Consider the following 23,850-nt stretch of genomic DNA (forward strand, 5'->3'; position numbering starts at 1 on the left):
CCGATCGGCGGGTTCTGATGGCGGGCGGTAACGGCGTCGGGTCGGTCATCGACACGGTCCTGGACGAGTTCCTGGATTTCTTCCGCGAGTGTGAGCAGTGGGTGCCGATCCTGGGCCCGGTCCTGGAGATGCTGGTCGACATTCCCGAGGGCCGGGAGCTTGAGTTGTACGACCTGGCCGACGCCTACGGCCGGGCCGCGGACCTGCACCGCCAGCACTCGCACGAGGTGCAGGCGCTGCTGGGTGACCTGACCCGCACCTGGCTGGGCGACGGCGCGGCCACCAAGACGCACGAGCGGCTGCAGAAGTATCTGGAGCAGGTGAACGCGGACGCCGATGCGTTCGGGCAGATGCAGCAGATGGTGTCCGGTGCGGCGCTCAGCGTCGAGGCCGCGAAGATGATGGACGTCGTCAACCTGGCCATGCTGGCGATGGCCACCTTCGAGGTGATCATGACGATCATCGAGACGGTGGGATTGTCGGCCATCGGTGAGGGCCTCGCGATCGCCACCTGCCGCCAAGCGATCAAAACCGCGCTCAAGGAACTCGTCGACAAACTCATCAAGCAGGGCTTCAAGGGCGCCCTGACCGCCGCTTTGAAAGCCGGTGCCTGGCGTGGGCTGCAGTTCGCGGCGTTCACTGCCGGCACCAAGCTCGGGATCATGGGCATCCAGCAGGCTGAGGGCCATGACCCGCTGTCGCATTTCGACGGGTACGAGTTCGCCGGTGAGGTCACCGACTCGTTCTTCGCCGGGTTCCTCGGCGGCCCCCTCGCGATGGGCGGCCACAACCCGCTCACCGAGGCCGGCGCGATGGCCCTCGGCCAGCTCGGCGACAACTACCTGCGCCTGTACCGCGACGACCTGTTCGACGCGCTCGGTGGCACCGACTGGGCCAAGGAACACGGCCTGTACGTCGACCGGGACAGCTTCAACCCCCTCGACGGCGTCGCGACCGCCGGTCTGTTCGGCGGGGTGCTCGGGGCCAAAGGGATGCGCGGCGGAATCCGAGACGCCGGCGCCGACCTGCGGCTACGCCTCGGCGAGAACAACGCGTTCGGCGAAATCGGCACGCCGGGCGCCGAGCCGGGCGTGGGGTCGGCCGGCGACACCGGCGTCCAGGCCGGAACACGGCCCGCAGCCGATCACGGCGCCGGAGGCAGCGAGCAGACGTCGGCCGGTACCGGGTTAGAACGCTCCACCAGCAGTCCGGGCGCCGACCAGCAGTCGCGCGGCGAATCAGGCGATCGTGCGGGCACCGAGCCGGGCCAGCGCAGCGAGTCGACCGGCGGCGGGAAGCAGGCGGAGGCGGGCGGCGGTCCGCAGCGGGCCGAAGCAGGCACCGGTGAGCAGCGGTCCGGCTCCGGTGACACGGCGCGGGACGAGTCTCCGCAGGCGAGTGGCAAGCCAGAGCAGACTTCTGGCGGCCAGAGCGGCACGGCGGATCGCGGCGACCAGCGCGTGGTCGAACCCGATGGGGGAGGCCGCCAGGAGACCGGCCACCCGGACCGGTTCCCCGAGGCGGCCAACGACAGCGACACCGGCCGCGGCGACATGTCTGCAGGTTCGGATCGGGCCGTACCGGAGCGCGCAGCGGATGGCTCTGACGGCGGAGCTGACCCGGGCCGGGAGGTGCAGCGGCCGGGTGATGCGGCCAACGGTCACACCCGAGAGGTGCACGGCGACAGCCTTGAAGGAACGGCGGGGGCCGGACGTGACGCGCCGGCCGTCCATGGAGCGCGGTCCGAGGGCACCGGTGACGGCAGGCCAGCCGATGCCGGGGTGCCGGCGTATGGGCGGCACGCCGAGATCGGCGGCCCCCGCATTCCCGAACCAGCCGCGGCCCGATCCGCAGTCCCAGAGACCGCATTCTCCAGTGGCGAGCCGGCACTGCCGGGCGCACCGGAAATGGCGGTGCCGCGTACCGGGGAACTCGGCCGAACCGACCTGCCCGCTCATCGGCCCGCTGACATCTCACCCGGCGATACGACGACCAGTCCCCGGTCAGAAAGCCCGACACGGTCATCGACTGGACCGGAACGGCAAGGGGGCGAGCCGGCCTCGTCGTCTCGGGCCCAGGATCCGCGCGGGGACATCACCGGCACGAACACGGAAGGCGGCCGTCCGGAACGGCCGACGCGTGACGATGATCCGGGCCGCACCCCGCCTCGCAACGAGGCCCGTGATCAGGGAAACCGGTCGTCGCGGCGAGACTACGGCCACGATGATCCCCGTCGGCGGGCGTCGGAGCCGGACGGCAGGCGCTGGCAGGACTACGCGCAGCGAATTCAGCGCTGGTCGGAGAACCGGGCCGCTGACCAAGCGGCGATGGACCGTGCGCTGTTCCGCCGGTTCAAGCCGGAGCAGGACGGCACCGCGCGGCTACGGCCGGAGACGGTGCAACGGGTCCTGGGCACCCCAGCCGACCGGCTGGACGGCACCGGCCAGCGGTTCAAGCAGATGGTGGAACAGCATTTCACCGACCCCGCGTTCAAGGACGGCCAGCCGGTCCGGCGCCCGGCCTCGCCCGACGACATCGCCGCCCGGCTCGGCGAACTGCGCACCTCCCGTCCGCCCAGCCTGACCGGCCGGCTGCTGCACATCGACAAACTGCGTGGCATGCTGCCCGAGCTGCCACGCCGGCTCCCGCAGCTGGATCCCATCCACTCCGAGCACGTCATCGGCGGCGAGTATCACGGCTTCGGCCGACCGGCGGACACCGTGTCGGTGAGCCGGGAAATGCGCGAAGCGGTACCGGAGGTCCTCGACCGGCTGTTCAAGAACGTCCAGTTCAGCCGCCCCGAGGACGGTGCCCCCGACGTCATCCGTACTGGTGAGGGCCACGAAATCAAGCTCAACTTCGGGGCTGAGTCGATGGATCGCAAGGACGTCGGCACCTCCACGCGCGGTGGAGACAACATCTGGCAGGTGCGGGCCAACTCTGGAGCCAGACCCGAGCACATCTCCACCGTGACCAGCCATGAACTCGCCGAAATCCTGCAAGCGGAGCGCCTGCAGATGGCTGGCGAGACGATGTCGCCCAAGAAGATGCTCATTCCCAAGGACACCGGCGCGCGCAAATTGAGCCCGGATGACCACGGCCGGATCGCCGAAATGCTCGACTGGCACGAACGCTCGCTAAACGGAGAAGCAGGCGCGCGCGACCGGCTCGGCGAACTCGTCGACCACCTCGGGTTACGTGGCGACGAACTGGGTGCCGTTGCGCGCCGGGGAGCTGTCACCGAGATGCTTGACAACCCGTCGGCACACCACTTCAACGACGCTGCGGCCGGACGGCTTAGTGACCTGCTCCAAGGCGCACCGGAGGATCTCCCGGCAGCACCAGAGAGGCGAAGATTCGCCGAGGATGATCTGCGGGCCATCCCTGACGACCTTGCGCAGCGACTTGGCATCGAGATCCGGCCGAGGACTTTGCAGGACGGAAAGATTCTGCAGATGGAGGCTCACCAGCAGACGCTGCAGAAGATTCGGCTGCACGTCGAGGGCGACCCGGTGGACACCTTCCGCGCCGAGAACGGAAAGCTGCAGAACTACGGACACGACGGACGGCCCGGGTTTGCTTCCAACGACCCGTTCCGCAAGCCGCAAGGATGGGACGTCGTCAACAGCAAACAACGGCTGCCGGACCACCCCCACGACGCGGCAAATGCCGACCTGATCGTCAAGGACAGCGCCGTCTATCGGGAGCTGACCGTTGAACTCAACACCGCCAGTGCGGACCGCACGATGAAACTAGACTCGGTGAACGCGATCCTCGACGCGGTTCGGTCACATTCCCGGGTGCCTGCGGAGTTGCTGGAGCCGGTCACCACAAAAGACGTTAACGCCGACAATCTTGAGGAAACCATCCAGTATCTGAAGGAAAAGGTGGCCCCCGAGCATCCGGAGTTGCGGCCGCACATCGACGCACTGGAGCAGTCAGCCACGACGTGGTCCAAGACCTACTACAGGCGCACGCTGGCTTCGAACCGGATTGGCATGATCGCCGGACGGGAGTTCGCCTGCGACACCTTCCGCATCCGCCCCGAGCACCTGACCGGCGACGTCCAGGCCGACCCGAAGGCCGGCGAACTCGACATCTGGGGCCTGGGTCGGGATGAACACGGACGGCCGACGCTGGTCGTGGTCGAGGCTAAAGGCGGCGGCGCCGGTACCGGCGGTCGCCTCCGTCTGCAGCAAGGCAGCGGACCCTACCTGGAACTGATCATGCGACTAGACCCGAAGTTCCAGGCGTTCCTCCGGGACAACCCGGCGATCGCCGGCCAGCTTCGCACCGGTGTCATCAAGGTGGAGTACTACCTGGTCAGCCAAGGTCATGAGGAGGCAAACGGTGTCGTACCCGACGCCAAAGTATCCCGGTTCATGTTCGACGGCGTCGACCCTGGCAACATCTTCGACCCTGGCAACATCGAAGCTCCCCGCCGCTGAAAGGGCCGTTAGGGTAGTTCCGGCGGCAAATGACGGAGGTAGGTAAATGGTCCAGTGGCAAGAAGTCGACGAAGCGACGGTGTTGCGGTTGACGCAAACGCTGCTGTCACTAGAGCCATTGCTGTTGACCGCTTCGATCCAGCAGGTGGCGGCCAAAGCGGGCTGGGTGGTGACCCGTTTCGACCCCGAGTGGCCGAGTGGAGGCGCATCCCTTGACACCGGGTGTGGTCTGGGCTCCAGCAGCGCCTTCTTCAACACCGACGCCGACGCCAAGGTCACATCGATCTCAGCGAACGTTACCGAAGATGTGACGGGCGGCGGCTCGGCGGCCGACGAGTACAAGCTGGACGCGTTCGCGCTCGCGGCGTCTGCACTGACCAGTGCCCTCGGCCAGCCGGACCGCCCCCAGCCGGGTGAGCGACCGCGGCTGTGGTGGCAGCGGGACACGACGTGGCTCGGCTTGGTCACCAAACGCGACGCCGTAGGCTTGCAACTGACTCCTGCCGAACGAATGGTGGGTAAGTGGGAATGACCGCCCTTGATTGGGAGACCTTTCGGGACGACCTGGCGCGCAGCATCGCGTCTCTGCCCAACAGTGGTGCGCTGATCGTCGGCGACGAGGAGCGTACGGAGTGCTTCGTGCAGTTCATGCTCGACTACGACCATGTCGTCGCCGAGGTGGCCAGCGGCATGGACCCGTGGGACCGGCCGAACCTCACCGAGCAGGAGGCGGCCGCGTTGGAGAAGCTCGGCTGGTTGCCGCCCCCGGAGCTGCAGGAGCATTGCAACCACGGGGTGAAGATCGCCTGGCCGGCGCCTTCGGCGGAGTACCGGCGGATCGCTGACATGTCCGTGACCGCCCTGCGCGTCGTCTTCGGGATCCCTTCACCGGACTCGCTGGTCTACAAAGCGTTCGTTGTCAGCGCAACAGGCGAGCCCTTGCAAATGCCCCGCCTCGGAGTCCCGTACCGGCCCGACTGGCGTTCCTGAGCCCCGCGACGGTCCTTGACGGGGCCGATATACGGGCGGAAAGCGTCTCCAGCGTAGTGGCGCCATGGACACTGCCCAGGCGTTCTTCGACCGAAAAGCATCGACGTATAGCAATGAATCTGGGGGCGCCGGCGAATGGCGCAATGGCGAGCCCTCGACGAGGCGGCGATAGTAGGGGCGGCGCGGACTCTGCTGTCGGCGGAGCCGCAGATCGCCGGGCAGGTCGGATGTCACGCGCGAACGGTGCGTTCATGGATCTACCGGTTCAATGCCGAAGGCATCGAGGGGCTAGGTGTGATGTCCAGCCGGTCTTGCGGTCCGACATGGCAACCAGCCCGGACGGGTGCTGGAAGCGAAACGGCCAGTGGAGCATGTTTCTATATTGGTCGGTATGCGTGCCTCGTTCGACGATCGATGGATTTGGAGCAACAGGTACTCGTCGCTGGGTTTGAGCCTGACTTTTGTGGAAGGCGGTGACGAGGGTGGGGTGCTGCGGGCGTTCGGCGCTGACCCAGGTGAGGCCGAGGTTCTTTCCCTGGATGAATGCGGTGAAGAGTTCGGGTATGAGTTGCCAGTGATCCGCGTCGGTGAGGTGGGCGGCTGGCGCTTTGCTTTCGAGTTGTTCGGCAGAAGCGGTAGCCAGGAGGACGTCGTTGTAGCGCTGTCGCGTGGCTCGCGGGTTGTTCAGGTGCTTCGCACGGGCAGTGCCGTGTCGGTCTTTCGGTATGCCGTGGGTGGCCAGATGGTGTGCTCGCTCGATCCGTTGATGCCGCAATCGCGCAGTGGTAGTGATCCTGACCGGCTCCTGGACGCCATGCGAACAGTCGGCCTTGATCCCGATCGGCCAGACGATGAGCTGGATGCTCTGACCGCGATGTTGAGGTTGGTCAGTGAGGTGTTCGGCATCGTGCTGGAAGCCGGGATTGTGGAGGGTCCGCTGCTGAGTGCCGAGCAGTCTGTCGATATGAGCTGGCTCGACGCCGACAACGAGGTTTGATCCAAGTGCCGCACGCCAAAGTATGCCCGGTTTATCTATGGCGATCCGGATAACCCTGAAAACGCCTTCTGCCCTCGCGATATCGACCCACCAGCGACGTCCTGATCAGGCGCTAAGGTGCAGACCGGCGACGACAACGGAGGTACGGGACAGTGGCTGACTGGCAGGCACTCGACGAAGCCGGGATACTGCAGACGGCGCAGAGGCTGTTGGGGTCTGCTGCACCGATAGGTGATATCTGAGATGGCTTGCCGTGACGGCGAGCTGGAAGGATGTTGCTGTGCCCAAGCCCTACCCTCGTGAATTCCGGGACGATGTCGTGCGGGTTGCCCGTAACCGCGACGACGGTGTGACGGTCGAGCAGATCGCGAAGGACTTCGGGGTCCACCCAATGACGTTGTTCAAGTGGCTGCGACAGGCCGACGTCGAGGACGGCGCGAAGCCGGGTGTGACCCGCAGCGAGTCGTCGGAGCTGCGGGAACTGCGACGCCGGAACAAGTTGCTGGAGCAGGAGAACGAGGTGCTGCGCCGGGCTGCGGCGTACTTGTCGCAGGCGAATCTGCCGGGAAAAGGCTCTACCCGCTCGTGAGCGAGCTGGCCGCCGACGGGATCCCCGTGGCGGTGACGTGCCGGGTGCTGAACATCGCTCGACAGCCCTACTACCGGTGGCTGGCCCGTCCAGTCACGCCGACCGTGCTCACGCAGGCGTACCGGGCGAACGCGCTCATCGACGCCCACCGCGACGACCCAGAGTTCGGCTACCGATTCCTGGCCGACGAGGCCCGCGCCGCCGGGCAACCGATGGCCGATCGGACGGCGTGGCGGATCTGCTCTGGTAACGGCTGGTGGAGCGCGTTCGGCAAGAAACGCCGCCGTGGCAAAAGCCGCAAGGTGGGTCCGCCGGTGCATGACGACCTCGTGAGACGCGACTTCACCGCGGACGGCCCGAACCGGTTGTGGCTGGCCGACATCACCGAACACCGCACCGGTGAAGGCAAGCTCTACCTGTGCGCGATCAAAGACGTGTGGTCCAACCGGATCGTCGGCTACTCGATCGACGCGCGGATGAAGTCGCGCCTGGCCGTGGCCGCGCTGGACAACGCCGCCGCTCGACGCGGTGACCTGGCCGGCTGTGTATTGCACACCGACCGCGGGTCGCAATTTCGCTCCCGGAAGCTGCAACGCGCGCTGGCCCGGCATCAGATGGTCGGCTCGATGGGCCGCGTCGGCGCCGCCGGCGACAACGCCGCCATGGAATCGTTCTTCGGCCTGCTGCAGAACAACGTCCTCAACCGGCGGACCTGGGCCACCCGCGAGCAGCTGCGGATCGCGATCGTGACCTGGATCGAACGGACCTACCACCGCCGGCGACGCCAACGATCCCTGTCCCGGTTGACCCCTATCGAGTACGAGACCATCATGACCCCACCGGCCAGTCAGGCCGCGTGACTAGAACTGTCACCTATCGGTGCAGCAGACCCTTGTCTGCCGAGCCGTGGCTGATGACAACCTCCCTCACGGACATGGCGGCCAGGTTCGGCTGGACGGTGTCGAGTTTCAATCCGGATCGTCCGACCCTAGGCGCGTTCATCGACGACAGCCGGGGATTGGGCCCGAGAAGCGGCTTCGTCGATCTTGACAAACAGAGCCGGGTGCAGCACATCTTGCTCAACCTCACCGAGCGGGTGGCCGAGGATCGCTGGGAGGTTGATGCGTTCTTGCAGGATGTCTTCGCCGACGCGGCGGCAGCCCTGACGGGCGAGTTCGGGCGTCCGACCCGCACCATATACGGCGAGCAGCCGCATCTGTGGTGGCAGCGCCCCCCCACGATGTTCGGGCTACTCACCAGGACCGATACAGTCAGCCTGCAGTTGTCGCCGAACGAGCTGATGGACGGTGAGTGGGAGTGACCGACCTGGACTGGCCGGCGTTTCGCGATGCTCTGGCGCGTAGCATCGCGACCCTGCCCAACGGTGCTGCGTTGATAGTCAGCGACGCAGAACGGACGGTGTGCTACGTCCAGTTCCTGCTCGACCGGAACACCGTCACCGCCGAGGTGGCCAGTGGCCTGGATCGGTGGGACCGTCCTTTCCTCACCGAGGAGGAGACGGCGACAGTGGAACAGATTGGCTGGCTGCCCCCGGACAATACTGTGGTCAACCATGGAGTGAAGCTGGCCTGGCCGACCCGTTCAGCCGAGTGCCGCCGGGTGGCCGACATGTCGGTGGCCGCCCTCCGCGACGTCTTCGAGATCCCGTCGCCCGCCAACCTTCGGTACAAGGCCTTCAAGGTCGCGGGCGGCGCCGGCGTGCCGATGCCGAAGCTCGGCATCCCCGCCCGCAAAGACCAACCGCCAGGGACACAATGAGCCGGTCGGCATCGCACATAGCGGTTCACCTACCGCTTGGTCGACGCCGGCCCCGGGAACGCTAGTCCTGCACCGTCCGTATCAACGGAGCCGATGCCGCCATTCCCGGCTGCCTGAGGAGACGCTGGAGCCTGTCACCACGAAAGACACGAACGCCGACAACCTCGACAAGACAAGCAGGCGCCTGGAGAAGGCGGCTGACCACCACCCTGAGTTGTGGCCGCACATTGAAGCGCTGGAGCAGTCAGCCACGACGTGGTCCGAGACTTACTACCTGCGCACGCTGGCTTCGAACCGGATCGGCATGATCGCCGGACGGGAGTTCGCCTGCGACGCACTCCACATCCACCCAAGCACCTGACCTGTGACGTCCACGTCGACCCGAAGCCTGGCGAACTTGACATCTGGGGCCTGGGTCACGACCGTCGGGGACTGCCCACGCTGGTCGTGGTCGAGGCCAAGGGTGGCATCGCCGGCACCGGCGGCCGCGACCGCCTACAGCAGGGCAGCGCACCCTACCTGGAGCTGACCATGCGACTCGACCCGAAGTTCCAGACGTTTCTCCGGGAGAATCCGGTGATCGCCGAGCAGATCCGCACCGGTGTCATCAAGGTCGAGTGCTAGCTGGTCAGCCAAGGCCATGCGGAGGCGAGCGGTGTCCCGGACGCCAAGGTATACCGGTTCATGTTCGACGGCGTCGACCCGGGCAATGCCTTCGCCTCTGGCAACATCGACGCTCCCCGGGCACGGTCAACGAGTCGGTAGGGTAGCTCAGGCGGCATGACGGAGGCAGGAATGGTTCAGTGGCGGGAGGTTGACGAAGCCACGGTGTTGCGGGTGGCACAGACGCTGCTGTCGTTGGAACCGCTACTGCTATCCGCTTCGGTCCAGGAGGTGGCGGCCAAGGCCGGCTGGACGGTGACCCGTTTCGACCCCGAACGGTCGAACAGGAGCGCGTTCCTGGACACCGGATACGGCTTCGGTTCCAGAAGCGCCTTCTTCAAGACTGACGCCAGCAGCAAGGTGACATCCATCCTGGTGAGCGTGACCGAGGAAGTGGCCGGGGGCGGCATGGCAGCCGACGAATACAAGCTGGACGCCTTCGCCATCGCAGCCTCCGCACTGACCAGTGCTTTCGGGAAACCGGACCGACCCCGGCCCGGCGAAGAACCACAGCTGTGGTGGCAACAGGACACGACGTGGTTCGGTCTGATCACCGAACACGACGGCGTCAGCCTGCAACTGACCCCCGCCGAACGGATGGTGGGTGAGTGGTCGTGACCGGTCTCGACTGGCAGACGTTCCGGGACGGCCTAGTGCGTAGCATCGCGTCCCTGCCCAACAGCGGTGCGCTGATCGTCGGCGACGAGGAGCGTACGGAGTGCTTTGTGCAGTTCATGCTCGACTACGACCATGTGGTCGCCGAGGTGGCTAGCGGCATGGACCCGCAGGACCGGCCGAACCTCACCGAGCAGGAGGCGGCCGCGTTGGAGAAGCTCGGCTGGCTGCCGCAGGCCGCCGGGGACGAGTCGGCGATCGAGGCGTTCAAGCAGGACGCCTTCACGGCGGCAGCCGCCGCTCTGACCGGTAAGTTCGGCCGGCCGACCGACCCACTGCCCGGCGAGGAGCCGCAGCTGTGGTGGCGCCGACAGAACACCGCATTCGGTCTGATCACTAGGGCGACGCGGTGGGCATCCAGCTGACCCCCAACGAGTTGATGACCGGGCCGTGGAAGTGAGCTGGACGGCGTTTCGCGACGGGCTGGCCGGCAGCATCGCCACCCTGCCGGACGGCGGCGCGCTCTTGGTCGGCGATCAGGAGCGCACCGAGTGCTTCGTGCAGTTCATGTTCAGCCGAAGCCTCGCTGAAGTGGCCAGCGGCTGGGATCCGCTGGACCGGCCCAACCTCACTGAGGAGCAGACCGCCGCCCTGGAACGTATCGGCTGGCCGGCGCCCTCGTTCGATCCGAGCCGCAACCATGGTCTGAACCTGTCGTGGCCGGCGCCGTCTGCCGAGTATCGCCGGGTCGCCGACATGTCGGTGGTCGCGCTGCGGGAGGTTTTCGAGATCCCGTCGCCGGCTTCGCTCGCCTACAAGGCATTCGTCAGCCCGAGTGGCTCGAATCTACCAATGCCTCACCTGGGAATCCCGTCATGCTCCGACCTGTGGGACTGACGGCGTCTACGCCAAGCCGGCGCACGGCTTGGCCATCGACGAGAGCGGGATCTGCCGCTACGGAGCCCGGCCTGGCAGGCCACAGTGGCTGACTGGCGAGCCCTCGATGAGGCCGGGGTGCTACACGCGGCACGGACACTGCTGACGACCGAGCCATGGCTGATGACATCACCCCTGACCGACGTCATGGACAGCCTCAGCTGGTCGATGTCTGACTTCGACCCGGAATACCCGGACCTGGGCGCGTTGATCGACTCCGGTTGGGGGCTGGGTCCCAGCAGCGGCTTCGTCGGCTTGGACGAGCAGACCCTGGTGCAGCAGATCCTGCTCAACCTCACCGAGCGGGTGGCCGGACGAGGCGCCGAGGCCGACGCGTTCCTGCAGGATGTCTTCGCGGCCGCGGCAGCGACTCTGACCGGCGCGTTCGGGCGTCCGGATCGCACGTTGTACGGCGAGGAGCCGCAGCTGTGGTGGCAGCGGCCGGCGACGATGTTCGGACTGCTGACGAGATCTGATTCCGTCAGCCTGCAACTGACCCCGAGCGAGCTGACGGGTGGCGAGTGGGAGTGACCGTCCTAGATTGGCCGGTGTTTCGTGATGCTCTGGCGCGTAGCATCGGTACCAGGCCTTCAAGGTCGCGGGCGGCGCCGGCGTGCCGATGCCGAAGCTCGGCATCCCGGCCCGCAAAGACCAACCGCCCGCCTGCGGCGGCACCGAAGGTGCCTGCGCCGACTGGCTGGCCTCCCTCAAACGGATCAGCCGCAACGCCACCAGCCCTGGGCCACCGGCGCCACCCGGCCCTCCCGCCGCACCCCACGAGCCGTAACCGGCGGCCGCGGCGACTCACGGCTGATGCGCTGGCCCGGCGAAGTCATGCGCCGCCCCGCCGCCTACGGCCTGGAGCACACTTGACCGCAGTCGGCATACGTCCGTGACGACCGGGGCGCCGACGTGGCTTGGCTCGTCCCTTTTGACGGGCCGAGCCACGGGCCGAGCCACGTCAGCTCAGGTGGTCCGATAAGCGGCGATGACGCAGTCCACTACCCGTTCGGCGAACGCGGCATCGAGTCTTCCTCCCGATACCGCGCGACGGTGGAAGACGGGACCGGCGAGAAGGTCCAGTAGTTCGTCGGGATCGGCGTCGGCGGGAAGTTCGCCCTTCTCGATGCCGCGGGTGATGACGTCCAGGATGAGTCGATGCCGGGTCTCGGCCTGTCTCCGGTGCAGGGCGGCGAAGGCGGGATCGCGCTCCGCGGCGTCGATGAGCGCGAACATCAGGCCGGTTGCCGGGCTGGTGCGCAGTGCGTCGGCGAAGCCGGTGAGCAGCTGCAGGAGATCGCTGCGCAGATCTCCGGTGGCAGGGTCCTCCGGTAGGGCCAGGACGCTGTCGAAAGCGTCCAGGATGAGAGCGGCCTGGCTGTCCCACTGGCGGTAGATGGTGGTTTTGGCGACCCCGGAGTGCTCGGCGATCGCTTCGATGGTGGTGCCGGCGATGCCTCGTTCGGCGAGCAGGGCCAGCGCGCTGGTCAGCACGGTGGCGCGGCTGCGCAGCACACGAGGATCAGTTGACCGGCTCAACGCTGCTTCCACACCTCGCGATGGTCACGAACGTACTGTGCCATGCTGCGGGGTGCGCGTTGCAGCAGCCTGGCAAGGGTGGGATCGACCTGTTCGGCCTGCCCGTGTCGCAGGCCGGTGTGCAGGACGGTCTGGACCAGGCATTGGGGGAGCGGGAGCCGCTGCCGGCGCAGGTGTCGTAGGTATCCGCCGACGCTGGCGGGCTGGTAGCTGACCGGCCGGCCCAGGGCTTCGGTGAGCAGGCCGGCGACCGCGTGGAAGGTGAGCGCTTCGGAGCCGGTCAGCGTGTAGGCCGCGGATTCGTGAGCGGTGGTGTCGGCGAAGATCGTTGCGGCGACGTCGCCGATGTCTCGCGTGTCGACGAAGGCCACGCGGCCCTGGGCGGCGGGCAGGTAGATCCGATCGTGGTCGCGGATGTCGGCGCGGTAGGCGTCGGCCAGGTTCTGGGCGAAGAAGCCGGGTCGCAGGATCGTGTACGGCAACGGTGTGGCGCGCAGATGCTTTTCGACACGGTGGTGGGGCACCACGCGGTTGGTGTCGGCACCGGTGACCGAGACGAACACCACGTGGCCGGGTGCGTGCCGGGCGACGGTGTCCACGAGCGCGTTCAGGGTCGGGGTGACGCGGGCGATAGCCGGCGGCCGGACGAGGATGAGCCCGCTGGTGCCGCTGACCGCCGCCGGGAAAGTGTCCGGCTGATGGAGGTCCAGGCGAGCGGACTCGACGTCGGGGAAGCGGGCCTGGAGTCGGCGCAGGTCGGTGCCCGCGACTCGCACCGGCAATCCGGCTGCGAGCAGCGAGCGCGCGGCGGCGCCGCCGACGTTGCCGGTGGCGCCGGTGACCAGGATCGGCGGGGTCATCGGGCGACGTCGAGGTAGATGACGGCCAAGCCGTCGCGACGTGCCGCCTCGGCCAATTCGGCGAGAGTAGGCGTGCGGTCCACGTTGATCCGGATTCCCATGCGGCGGCCTGCCCTGTCGTGGCCGACCGCCTCGATCAGCTCGCGGTACACCGCGGCGACGAGGTCCGGATCCTCGACGAGCTGCGCCTTCGCCGGGTGCAATGACCCGAACAGGGTGACCGACACGTCGCCGCGATCGCGCAGGTTGACGCGCCAGATCGAGTTGGTCAACACGAGGAGCCGCCCGTCGCCGGCGTCACGATAGGCCACCGGCAGAGTGAATCGCCGCCCGGTCCGGCGCCCCGTGACGTGGAGAAGAAGCAGATGTTGCCCGATCCGCCGAGCGCGGCCCGGCGAGCTGAGCAGCCACCGCATCGCACGGTTGACCATCCGATAGGGGGCTTTCGGCGGCTGGACGCGTTCGACCGCCGGTCGGGGCAGGGCGTTCATGAGACCAGCTTACGCTACGGTTGCGTAGCGAAAGTTCGTCGACTGTTGCCGATCGTTTTAAGCCTGCCGACTTCTGCCTTGCCCGTGCGCTGTTCCAGGGCGGGGTGAGCCCGTTGCGAACAGCGTCATAGTCCTTGACCACGCTGTCGGCTGCCCACAATGAATCGCACTGATGGTCACCTCAGCCTGCCGCGTGATGTCTATTGCCGCGCGGCAGGCACCGTTTCACCGGCCATTATCGCTGCGCACTCGTCGGCCGGCAGAGGCCGGGCCAGGTGGAATCCCTGACCGTAGCGGTAGCCGATGTCTCGCAGACGGTCCTGTTGGGCCTGCGTCTCGATGCCCTCGGCGACTGCTTTCAGCTGCAGGTGTTCGGCGAGTTGGGCGACCGCCGCGGCGACCGCGAGACGGCCACGGTCTGCGCCGTCGGCGATGCCGTCGACGAACGACTTGTCCAGTTTCAGCACGTCCACCGGGAAGGCGCGTAGCAGGCTGAGCGATGAGTGGCCGGTGCCGAAGTCGTCCAGGGCCAGCCGGATGCCCATGTCATGCAGGGACTGCAACGTCTCCCGTACCCGCCAGCCATCGGCCACCGACGACTCGGTGACCTCCAGGACGAGGTTGTTCGGCTCCAGGCCGGTGGCGGCGAGGATGGCGGCGACCTCCGCGACGAAGGTGGTCTCGCGCAGTTGCCGCACAGCCACGTTGACGTTGATGGCGGTGATCGCGGCGTCACCGTATCGGCGCCGCCAACGGGCCAGTTGCTCGCACGACTCGCGCAGTACCCATGCGCCGAGCGGGACGATCAACCCGGAACGCTCGGCCACCGGGACGAACTCGCCCGGTGAGATGAACCCGCGAGCCGGATGCTGCCAGCGGACCAGCGCCTCGGCGCCGTGTAGGCGCCCGGTCTCCAGATCGAACACCGGCTGATACAGCAGTCGCAGCTCACCGCGGTAGATGGCGTCGTGTAGCTCGCCGGCGATCCGCGCGTGATTGGTGAGGTTGTGCCGCATGCCCGGCTCGAACCGCACGTAGGAGGCCTGCCCGACATCCTTGGCGGCGGACATTGCGATGCCGGCGTTACGCAGCACCTCGTCGGCCGTCTCCCCGGGCACCGCGATGGCCACGCCGATACTCGCGTGCAGCAGAAGATGCTGGCCACCGAGGCTAACCGGGCGGCGTACGAGCTCCTGGAACCGGGCGGCTGCCAGGTCAGCGGCGGACCGGTCGGCGGAGGGCAGCAGCACCGCAAACTCGTCGCCGGCGAGCCGGGCTGCGATCTCTCCGGCAGCGCACGCCTTCCGCAGTCGCTCGGCGATCTGGCCCAGCAGCACGTCACCGGCCGCGGGCCCGAGTGTGTCGTTCACTCTCGTGAAGTCGTCAACGTCCATCACCAGGGCTGTCACCGGCTGCCGGTCGCGGAGCCGGCGAGCCAAGGCGAGGTTGAATCCGCTGCGATTCACCAGGCCGGTCAGCGGGTCGTTGACCGCCATCTGCTCCAGTTCGGCCTGCTGCCGACGGATGTCGCGTAGCGCCTCGCCGTTCTCGCGCAAATTGAGCAACTGCCGGGCGAGCACGAGCGCGGCAATCAGCACGACGCCGGTCAGCACCGCGCGTCCCCGCGGGTCGAGGTCGCGCGACGAGACGGCGACGACCAGGAAGACCGTGCCGGCCACCGCCAGGAACGGGACCGGGCTCAGGAGTGAGCCCCGCGGCCGGCGGCCGGCGCGGCCGGCACCGGCCCGGGCCAGGACCACGGCCTGACGGTGCGCAGCTCCGCCGATCGCAAGCGCCACCAGCGGATATCCCAGCATCGACAGCAGCATCAGCGAGGTTTCGCTGCCACTTAGATACGACACGGCCGTGACCAGGGCGATCAGCGGGGCGCCGGCCAGGATGCCGAGCGCACCCGGATCGACCCGGCCACCTGGGCTGGCCGCCGCCCGGCCGAACACGACCAGCGCGAGCAGGCAACCCACCCCGACGGCACCCACCGTCCAGCGGCTCAGCAGCGGAGTGTCCGGCGGTGCCAGGCCGATGACCACGTGGCCGAACAATAGGGCGCCGGCAACGGCGATCGCCGCCCCGTCCAGGATCAGCCGGATCCGGTCGACCGCGGTGCGGCGACCCAGCCGGGTGTATCGGAACGCCAGGACCGCGACAACCACGCTGAGCAGCGCAGGAACGGCCTCGTACACCTGCATGCCGGCGTCTCCGCGGACGATGCCCACTGCGGCGCCTAGGGTAGCGGCGAACAACAGGGCGGCCGACGCCGCCCACAGCTGCCAGAAACGTCGTACAGAGGACGGTATTCCCGGCACCGTTCGCAGGCGCAGACAGGAGACGGTCGCGGCGACCGCCACCACCGCGCCGCCGATGCTGCCGGCGAGCCACCCGCGGGCGCCCCACGGCAGCGAAGCCGCCGCTGTGAGCACCCCGAGAACCGCCACCGCCACCAGTCCGGCACCGGCCCGATCACGAATCTCACGCGTCATCGCGAGCCCCATCGCATCGGCTTCCCCGGAAGCGGGACCGGCATGGTGGAGCAAGGTCTAGTCTGGCCGTTATCGAACAACCGCAGTACTCCGGCCTCATCGAAAGGCCTGGGATGACCAATTCCCGGCAACTGGCGGTCGTCGCTCTCGACGGCATTCCCGCGGCGTGCGTTCCGGGGCGCCTGCCGGTGGTCGGCATGTTGGAGATCGGCCCGGCATTCGCCGCCACCGCGCGGATCCGGGAGCCGGTGGTTCGGATCCAATACGACAATAGGTACCACACCGCTCCGCTCGACGGGAGCGCCGCAGGGGACGTTGACAGGGCCGGCTCCGCGATTCTTCTCAGCGACATCATGCTGCGTTCCCGATCCGACCCGCCGATCGCCGATCAATGGCGTGCCCGTCATCTCGACCTCCAAATGGTGTACACGTCCGGTTACCGCGACGACGAGCCACGCCGTCGGTACGACCTCCGCGCGGGGACCGGCCTCCTGCAGAAGCCGTTCACCGCCGTGGAACTACTCGCCGCAGTCGGAAGAACGCTGGCCCGCGCGGCCAGCCGACGCAGTTAGGCCGCCGGGGTGACCGGGCGCCGAGAGCACAACAAGCGGCAAACCCGCCGCTCGCTGCAGGATGCAGCCCGCAGACTGTTCTCCGAACGAGGCTTCGACCAGGTCTGCGTTGAAGACATCGCCACCGAGGTGCTGGTGTCGCGGCGGACCTTCTTCAACTACTTCGACTCCAAGGAGGCGGCGCTGGTCGATCCGGACCCGTCCCGGCTCGACACGCTCGCCGCTCTGCTGGCCGCACGGCCGGCGGATGAACCGCTGCTCAACAGCCTGTGCGCGGTACACATCCAATTCCTGATGGCCGATCCGGCCGACTTCGCCAGCCGGATGCGGCTGGTGCGGGCTAACCCGGCGCTGCGCCAACGCTGGGTCACCGCGATCGAGATCTTCGACGCCGAGGTGGTCCGCTGGGCCTGCACTTGCACCGGGCTGCCTCCGGAGGCGGTGTATCCGCAGTTGCTGGCTGCGCTTGTGGGCACTGTTTCCCGGCTCGCGATGGAGCACTGGGATCCGGATACCCCGCCCGAGCAGCTCGCCGAGGTGATCTCCTGCATCTACCGTTTACTCGCCGTCCTGGGTAACGACGCCGACCTACCGCCGGCCGACCCCGGCTGCGAACACTGACCACCCGCGGTCACGCCGACCGATAGATGGTGGCAGCCCCCGTAAGCCGCGGCGATGGCAACGACCAACGTCGCCATCGCTGGCAACCGTCATCTTCATCGTGGTGCCAACTCGGCGTGGGGTGCCAGCCCGATCAAATGAGAAAATATATTGTTCATCATCGTTCACATCCCCTCCGACAATTCTGCTTCCGCTCACACCATCGGTACCGGGACACGCAGAATTACCGCCTGCGCCGAAGTTGCACGCAGGGAAAAAGGCGTGTAACCAAAATCGCGCAGGAGGTGAAGGCGACGGTGCGCGGATCTGCCGAGAGCCGCGAGCACGGGACGACGTGGGGAGGTCATTTCGTCGCAGTGGGCAGGTCCCGCCGCGTGATGCGTTGACCGGGTTCCCGCAGAGCGGTCTTTGTCATTGACCGGATTCTTCGGGGTCCGCTCGATCTTCTGCAGCCGCTGGTCCTCAGCCATCGACAGCGCCTGCACGAACACTTCCGGGCGTCGGCCCACCCGGCATCACTTCCCACAAACAGCGAGAGGGACAGCCTGCCCTGAGCAGCTTCAGACCGACGGATTACACGGCCAACGTTCAAAGACGAGGCACTAGCTGCGTTACTGCCCGCGTCGCGCGGCTGTCATCGTGCGGGCCATTCCACATGCACCACGTCGAAGTGAGTCGCTACGCAGGATGAAAGCCCTCAATAATGTTAATGATCATCCCATGGGTGAGATCATCCGATTATGGCAGAGGAGCTGCTGTACAGCAGCGACCGGACGCACGTCTTGCTCCAGAGCGCGGCCGATGGCACCGACCCGCTGATCTGTAAGCGCGCCTCGGGGCCGGGGGCGGTTCGGCGAATCGAGCACGAGCGCCGCGTGCTGTGTCACCTCGACGGTGTTGCCGGGGTTCCGAAGCTGGCGGCCCGGCAGGGACGACAGGTCCTCATGCTGCAGGTTGACGGCGTTCCCGCCGCGCCCGGTGTCCAGCTGCCGGTGCACCGCCTGGTCGAGGTCGCGTGCCAGCTCGCTGACACCGTCGCCGCTGTGCATCAGGCCGGTGTGCTGCACCGCGACATCACCCCGGCCAACCTGGTGATCCCGGACCTGGGCCGTCCCGTCTTGGTTGATTTCGATCTGGCCGTCCTGCTCGACGACGGAGCAGCCGGTGTGCCGCCGCCCGAAGAACCGCTCGGCACCCTGGGTTTCCTGCCCCCGGAGCAGACCGGCCGGCTGCGCCTGCCGGTCGACCGGCGCAGCGACCTGTACAGCTTCGGCGCCACCCTGTATGCCCTGGCCACGGGTATCCCGCCGTTTCCCGGCGACGAGCCGCTCGAATCGGTGCGCGACATCCTGACTCGGACACCGGCCTTCCCCGGCGACCGTGATCCGCGGATTCCCCGGCAGCTCGGCGCGATCATCATGCGGCTGCTGGAGAAGAACCCGGACCGTCGGTATCAGAGCGCGGAGGCCCTCGGCCACGACTTGCGGCGTTTGACCGCCGACCCGGACACCGGATGGCTGCTGGGCGAACGTGACTTCCCGGCGGTGCTGTCCGGCCCGGCACAGCTGGTCGGCCGGGACGACGATATGCGCCGGCTGGACACGGCGCTGGAGCGAGTGCTGTCCGGCGGCGGCCCCGCTGTACTGGTCGCCGGGCCGCCCGGGGTCGGTAAGACCAGCCTGGTGGCGGGGCTGCGGCCGAGGGTGACAGCCCGGGGCGGCTGGTTCGCCGCCGGCAAGTACGACCAGTTCCGGGCCGGCACCGGCACCGGCGGTATCGGCCGCGCCCTGGCCGCCGTCGCCGGCCTCCTGCTGGCCGAACCGGAGCCCGCGATGGCCGCCGACCGAAAACTGCTGACCGCGACGCTGGGCCCGAACACCGCGACCGTCGTCACGGCCGTGCCCGAGCTGGCCCCGTTGCTCGGGCCACCGGCGGAGACATTCTCCTACGATCCGGGCACCGCCTCGAGCCGGATCAGCGCCGGGATCATCGGGCTGCTGCGGGTGGTCGCCGGACGGCGCCCGATAGTGCTGGCGATCGACGATCTGCAGTGGGCCAGCAGCTCCCAGATGCGGGTCCTGGACGCCATCATCTCGGCCGGACCGATCCCCGGGCTGCTCGTCGTGGGCACCTACCGCGATCAGCAGATGGACGCCGGTCACCCCCTGACCCCCCTGATGACACGCTGGGCCGCGCAGGGTCTGACATCCCCAACGTTGCGGTTAGGCGGGCTCGCGCCGCACAGTCTCGCCGACCTCGTCGGCGCCGTCCTGCGGATGACGCCGGCCACCGCCCTCGACCTGGCCGAGCTCGTCAGCGCGGGCACCAGGGGCAACCCGTACGCCACGGTGGAGATGCTCAACGCCCTGCGCGCCGAGGGCCTACTCACGCTCGGGGCGACCGGATGGCGCTGGGATCCGGCCGAGGTCCGCGGGTTCATCGCGCGGTACCAGGTCCCCGACCTTCTCGCGACACGTATCGGCCAGCAACCCGAGCCCACCCGCCGGGTGCTGGGCGCGCTGGCCTGCCTTGGCGGCAACGCTCGCCCAACGCTGTTGGGAGCCGCCCTCCAGATGCCGGAGAGCACACTGGCGCGGCACCTCGCGGCGGCCACCGCGGACCGGATGATCACCATGGACCCGGCCGGGACGGTCCGCTTCCGGCATGACCTCATCATGCAGGCGGCCCGGGACGGCATGTCGGCCGCCGAGCGTGCCGACCTGCAGCTTGACATGGCCCGGCAGTTGGCGGGCCGGGAGGACTGCCGACGCGAGGCAGCCGAGCAGTATCTCGCCGCGACGGACCGGATCACCACACCGCGGGAGCGGGCGGTGGCCGCGCGGTTGCTGCACGAGGCCGGGCGGCATTGCGCCGGGCTGACCAACTTCACGGCCGCCGAGCAACTGTTCGGCTGCGCCGAGTCGCTCACCGCCAACCGGCAGGGCGACCAGTGCTTGCGCGACGTCATCGCCGTGGACCGGCATGCCGCGCTGTACTGTCTCGGCCGCCTGAGCGACGCCGATGACGTCTACCACGACCTGGTGGGCCGCTCTCCGGATCTGCTGACCCTGGCCCGCGCCGCGGTCAATCAGATCAACAGTCTCACTCAGCGGGGCAGCATCACGGAGGCCATCGAGCTGGGCCTGGCCGTGTTGCGCCGGCTGGAGATCGTCCCGCCCGGTGACCTGAGCTGTTCGATCGATGCGGGTCTGGAACGGCTGTACCGATGGTCCGCTCAGCTCGGCGCCGGTCCGCGAGCCGACGCCGAAGTGGAGACGACCGATCCGCGGATCGTGGCGGCCGGTCGGCTGATCAACCGGTTGCTTTCCCCGACTCGGCAGAGCGATTCCCCGATGCTGTACGACTGGCTCATCCTCAAGGCGCACGAGTTGTGGGAACAGTACGGCGTATGCGCCTCGCTGGTCGGGTCGTTGAGCGCCGTGACCTGTGTGACCATCGGCCTGCGCGACGACTACCGCACCGGGTACCGGCTGACCCAGCACATCGTCGAGGTCGGGCAGCGGCACGGCTACCAGGTGGAGACCGCCATCGCCCGCTACATTCTGCTCTGCGAGGCAGCACACTGGTTCCAGCCGCTCGAGGACATCCTCGATGTGGCCCGCCAGGCCGGCGACGAACTGGTGGCCGCCGGCGAAGTGCAGGTCGCCAGCATGCTAGCGAACCGGCTGGTGGCGGCGCTGCTGGACGGCAGTGAAACCCTACAAGCCGCCGAGGACGAGCTGACCCCGTACCTGACCTTCGCCGAGCGGACCGGCGGCCGCCTGCCGACCTTCATCCTCACCGGCTACCAGCAGCTGATTCGCGCCCTACAGGGCCGGACCGCGGGCCCCGGATCGTTCGCCGACGCCGACTTCGACGAGGCGGGATACCGATCGGCGATCGGCTCGCTCGGCACGCCACGAGCGACGTACCACGCCAATCGCGCCCTCACCGCCCTGCTGTTCGACGACTCCGCGGCGCTCGACGAGCACTCCGCCGCGGCGATGGCCGACGTCTTGCCGATGCGCGGCTACTACGTCTCCATGCTGGCCCGGCTGACCCGCGCGCTCAGCCTCACCGCCCGGATCCGCGCCGGGCAGCACGACCCGGCGCTCACCGCCGAACTCGACAGCGTCCGAAACTGGCTGGCCCGGCGTGCCGACGACTGCCCCCGCAACTTCCGGCCGCTGCGGCACCTGATTGACGCCGAGCGGGCCTGGGCGTACGACGACGCCGCCACCGCGACCCGCGAATTCGACGCCGGACTCAGCGAAGTCTCCGGGCGGCCCTGGCACCGCGCGCTGCTGGCCGAGCGGGCCGGTCTGTTCCACCTCGCCCAGGGCTTGCGTCACATCGGCAGACAGCTACTCTTCGAAGCCCGCGACGCCTACCGGGCCTGGGGCGCCGACGGCAAGGTCACCGCGATGGAGGCGGCCCACCCGTTCCTGCGGGCCACTCCCGCGCCGGGCACCGGCAGCGGCCCAGGCATCGCCGAATTCCCGGGGATCGACCTCATGGCGGTCCTGCGCGCCGCACAGGCCCTCGGCTCGCAGAGCACCGTGGCCGGCCTGCAAGCGAGGGTCGGCGAGGTGCTCAGCGCCATCACCGGTGCGACCGACGCGCATCTCGTACTGGAGAATCCGGAGACCGGCCAGTGGTACGCCTCGACCATCACCGGTGCCGGCGCGGACGCCATCACCGGGGCAACCCAGGTCAGAGACCCGCAAGCCGCGACCCCGCCGGACATCCACACGGACCACAGGCTCCCACTGTCCGCCATCCGTTACGTGTTGCGCACCCACGAGCCGCTGCTGGTCCCGGACGCCTGCCGGGACGACCGCTTCGCCCGCGACCCGTACCTCGCTGGCCTGGACATCTGCTCGCTGCTGGTGGTTCCGGTACCAAGCCACAACGTCGCGCACGCCGTCCTGGTGCTGGAGAACCGCCAGCAGCCCGCGGTCTTCTCCACCGACCGCCTGGAAACCGTGCGGCTCATCGCCGGGCACCTAGCAGTCTCGCTGGACAGCGCCATCGTTCACGACTCGCTGGAGACCACCGTTGCCGCCCGCACCGCCGATCTCGCCGCCACCAACCGCCGGCTGGCCGACAGCGAACAGCGCTTGCGCTCACAGTTCGAGCACGCGGCGGTCGGCCAGGTCATCCACGGCCCCGACGACCGGATCAAGGAGGTCAACCCGGCGTTCCGGACGATGATCGGCATGCCGTCCGAGCGGCTGACCGGCCGAAAGCTGACCGACCTGGTCCCGGTGCCGGCCCGCGACGAGCATCGGTGCCAGCTGAGCGCGCTCATCGCCGACCGGCAGTCGTTGATCAGCCACGAGCTTTCCCTACTGCGCGCCGACGGCACCCAACTGCCCACGCACGTCACCGTGTCCGCGGTACGTGACGCCGACGGTCGCCCGGGTCACCTGATCAGCATCTTCCAGGACATCAGCGCCCGCCGGGCGGCCGAGGCCGCCCGCGACGAGGCCCACCGGCAGCTAGCCGAGCGCCACCGTGAGCTGGAGGCGGCCAACCAGCTCAAGGCCGACCTCATCGGCATGCTGGGCCATGAGATCAACAACCCGCTCGCGATGATTCTCGGCTACGTCGACCTGGGCCTGAGCGACGACGAACTGACTGAGCCGGTCACCGACCTCCTGGAGCGGATCCGACGCAGCGTCCACCGGCTGGAGTCGATCGTTCATGAAGTGCTGGCCCTGGTCAGCATCGACGCGGGTCGGCTGACCGCGCTGCCCCAACCGATCCGGGTGGCCGAGCACATCGACGCGGCATTGAGCGCCACCGCCACCGCCGGCCTACCCGTCACCTGTCCACCGGATCTGGTCGCCGCCATGCAACCCGGTCACTTCGACCACATCCTGACCAACCTGATCAGCAACGCCGCCAAGTACGGCGGTGGTGCCACCGCGATCGTCGCGGCGCCCTCCGACAGCGGCCAAAGCGTCACCGTCGCAGTGCATGACGACGGCCCCGGCGTCCCGCCGGAATTCCGTACACACCTCTTCGAGCGTTTCACCCGCGCTCACCGGACCGCCGGCACGGTTTCCGGCACCGGCCTGGGGCTCTACATCGTCCGCGAACTCGCCCGGGCCAACGGCGGCGACGTCAACTACCGGCCCGCGCCCGGCCACGGCTCGATCTTCGAACTGACGCTCCCGATCCCCGCCACCACGCTACTGGACCTGGTTTCGACTCCCACTTGACCGGACGCCAGGTGGTTGCCGAACG

General features: G+C 68.1%; 21 protein-coding genes. 16 read left to right on the plus strand and 5 right to left on the minus strand.

Annotated features, from left to right (window positions below):
- The first annotated feature begins 17 nt into the window (after positions 1-17).
- From ACSP50_RS17190 to ACSP50_RS17245, 13 genes are all read left to right on the plus strand, one after another.
- The gene (locus ACSP50_RS17190) at positions 18-4,448 is read left to right on the plus strand and encodes a hypothetical protein (protein ID WP_014690508.1); all 4,431 of its coding nucleotides are present in this window, start codon (positions 18-20) and stop codon (positions 4,446-4,448) included.
- A gap of 46 nt (positions 4,449-4,494) precedes the next feature.
- Positions 4,495-4,980, plus strand: a complete 486-nt coding sequence (locus ACSP50_RS17195; RefSeq protein ID WP_014690509.1) for a DUF6301 family protein — start codon at positions 4,495-4,497, stop codon at positions 4,978-4,980.
- Entirely contained in the window at positions 4,977-5,438 is a 462-nt protein-coding gene (locus tag ACSP50_RS17200) for a hypothetical protein (RefSeq protein WP_014690510.1), read from the plus strand. The genes ACSP50_RS17195 and ACSP50_RS17200 overlap by 4 nt, the downstream gene beginning before the upstream one ends.
- A gap of 135 nt (positions 5,439-5,573) precedes the next feature.
- Positions 5,574-5,915, plus strand: a complete 342-nt coding sequence (locus ACSP50_RS45050; RefSeq protein ID WP_080127879.1) for a helix-turn-helix domain-containing protein — start codon at positions 5,574-5,576, stop codon at positions 5,913-5,915.
- Complete coding sequence (locus ACSP50_RS17210) at positions 5,830-6,435, plus strand: DUF6461 domain-containing protein (RefSeq protein WP_043511604.1); 606 nt, start codon at positions 5,830-5,832, stop codon at positions 6,433-6,435. Before ACSP50_RS45050 ends, ACSP50_RS17210 begins: the two co-directional genes overlap by 86 nt.
- A 280-nt stretch (positions 6,436-6,715) precedes the next feature.
- A protein-coding gene (locus ACSP50_RS17215) for an IS3 family transposase (RefSeq protein WP_085945573.1) occupies positions 6,716-7,884 on the plus strand; the annotation gives its coding sequence in 2 pieces (ribosomal slippage) (positions 6,716-7,000 and positions 7,003-7,884; 1,167 coding nt in all).
- A 53-nt stretch (positions 7,885-7,937) separates the two neighbouring features.
- Positions 7,938-8,345, plus strand: coding sequence for a DUF6301 family protein (locus ACSP50_RS17220; RefSeq protein ID WP_014690514.1), 408 nt, complete (start codon positions 7,938-7,940; stop codon positions 8,343-8,345).
- On the plus strand, positions 8,342-8,803 hold the full coding sequence (locus ACSP50_RS17225; protein WP_014690515.1) for a hypothetical protein: 462 nt from the start codon (positions 8,342-8,344) through the stop codon (positions 8,801-8,803). Before ACSP50_RS17220 ends, ACSP50_RS17225 begins: the two co-directional genes overlap by 4 nt.
- 447 nt (positions 8,804-9,250) lie before the next feature.
- The gene (locus tag ACSP50_RS41965) at positions 9,251-9,427 is read left to right on the plus strand and encodes a hypothetical protein (protein ID WP_014690516.1); all 177 of its coding nucleotides are present in this window, start codon (positions 9,251-9,253) and stop codon (positions 9,425-9,427) included.
- Between the two features lie 171 nt (positions 9,428-9,598).
- A complete protein-coding gene (locus ACSP50_RS17230) occupies positions 9,599-10,084 on the plus strand; it encodes a DUF6301 family protein (RefSeq protein WP_014690517.1) in 486 nt (161 codons plus the stop codon).
- Positions 10,081-10,506, plus strand: coding sequence for a DUF6301 family protein (locus tag ACSP50_RS43995; RefSeq protein ID WP_231956954.1), 426 nt, complete (start codon positions 10,081-10,083; stop codon positions 10,504-10,506). The genes ACSP50_RS17230 and ACSP50_RS43995 overlap by 4 nt, the downstream gene beginning before the upstream one ends.
- A 25-nt stretch (positions 10,507-10,531) precedes the next feature.
- On the plus strand, positions 10,532-10,978 hold the full coding sequence (locus tag ACSP50_RS17240) for a hypothetical protein (RefSeq protein WP_014690519.1): 447 nt from the start codon (positions 10,532-10,534) through the stop codon (positions 10,976-10,978).
- A gap of 162 nt (positions 10,979-11,140) precedes the next feature.
- The gene (locus ACSP50_RS17245) at positions 11,141-11,548 is read left to right on the plus strand and encodes a DUF6301 family protein (RefSeq protein ID WP_014690520.1); all 408 of its coding nucleotides are present in this window, start codon (positions 11,141-11,143) and stop codon (positions 11,546-11,548) included.
- 435 nt (positions 11,549-11,983) lie between these two features.
- Here ACSP50_RS17245 and ACSP50_RS17250 read toward each other — a convergent pair whose 3' ends face one another.
- The 4 genes from ACSP50_RS17250 to ACSP50_RS17265 form a co-directional block, all read right to left on the minus strand.
- Positions 11,984-12,532, minus strand: coding sequence for a TetR/AcrR family transcriptional regulator (locus ACSP50_RS17250; RefSeq protein WP_014690521.1), 549 nt, complete (start codon positions 12,530-12,532; stop codon positions 11,984-11,986).
- A gap of 20 nt (positions 12,533-12,552) precedes the next feature.
- A complete protein-coding gene (locus ACSP50_RS17255; protein WP_014690522.1) occupies positions 12,553-13,416 on the minus strand; it encodes an NmrA family NAD(P)-binding protein in 864 nt (287 codons plus the stop codon).
- Positions 13,413-13,907: a nitroreductase/quinone reductase family protein gene (locus tag ACSP50_RS17260; protein WP_014690523.1), complete on the minus strand. Its 495-nt coding sequence runs from the start codon at positions 13,905-13,907 to the stop codon at positions 13,413-13,415. The genes ACSP50_RS17255 and ACSP50_RS17260 overlap by 4 nt, the downstream gene beginning before the upstream one ends.
- Positions 13,908-14,107: 200 nt before the next feature.
- Positions 14,108-16,405, minus strand: coding sequence for a bifunctional diguanylate cyclase/phosphodiesterase (locus tag ACSP50_RS17265; protein WP_099344103.1), 2,298 nt, complete (start codon positions 16,403-16,405; stop codon positions 14,108-14,110).
- A 113-nt stretch (positions 16,406-16,518) separates the two neighbouring features.
- Here ACSP50_RS17265 and ACSP50_RS17270 point away from each other — a divergent pair, with 113 nt between their 5' ends.
- Complete coding sequence (locus ACSP50_RS17270; RefSeq protein WP_014690525.1) at positions 16,519-16,977, plus strand: response regulator; 459 nt, start codon at positions 16,519-16,521, stop codon at positions 16,975-16,977.
- 9 nt (positions 16,978-16,986) lie between these two features.
- Complete coding sequence (locus tag ACSP50_RS17275) at positions 16,987-17,598, plus strand: TetR family transcriptional regulator (protein WP_014690526.1); 612 nt, start codon at positions 16,987-16,989, stop codon at positions 17,596-17,598.
- Positions 17,599-18,311: 713 nt separating this feature from the next.
- Here ACSP50_RS17275 and ACSP50_RS44000 read toward each other — a convergent pair.
- Entirely contained in the window at positions 18,312-18,665 is a 354-nt protein-coding gene (locus ACSP50_RS44000; protein WP_231956955.1) for a hypothetical protein, read from the minus strand.
- Here ACSP50_RS44000 and ACSP50_RS17280 point away from each other — a divergent pair.
- Positions 18,642-23,825, plus strand: coding sequence for an AAA family ATPase (locus ACSP50_RS17280; RefSeq protein WP_231956956.1), 5,184 nt, complete (start codon positions 18,642-18,644; stop codon positions 23,823-23,825). The two genes, ACSP50_RS44000 and ACSP50_RS17280, sit on opposite strands and share 24 nt — an antisense overlap.
- Positions 23,826-23,850 lie beyond the last annotated feature (25 nt).

Origin of the sequence: Actinoplanes sp. SE50/110 (assembly GCF_900119315.1) — a bacterium.
In the GTDB taxonomy this organism is placed as follows: domain Bacteria; phylum Actinomycetota; class Actinomycetes; order Mycobacteriales; family Micromonosporaceae; genus Actinoplanes.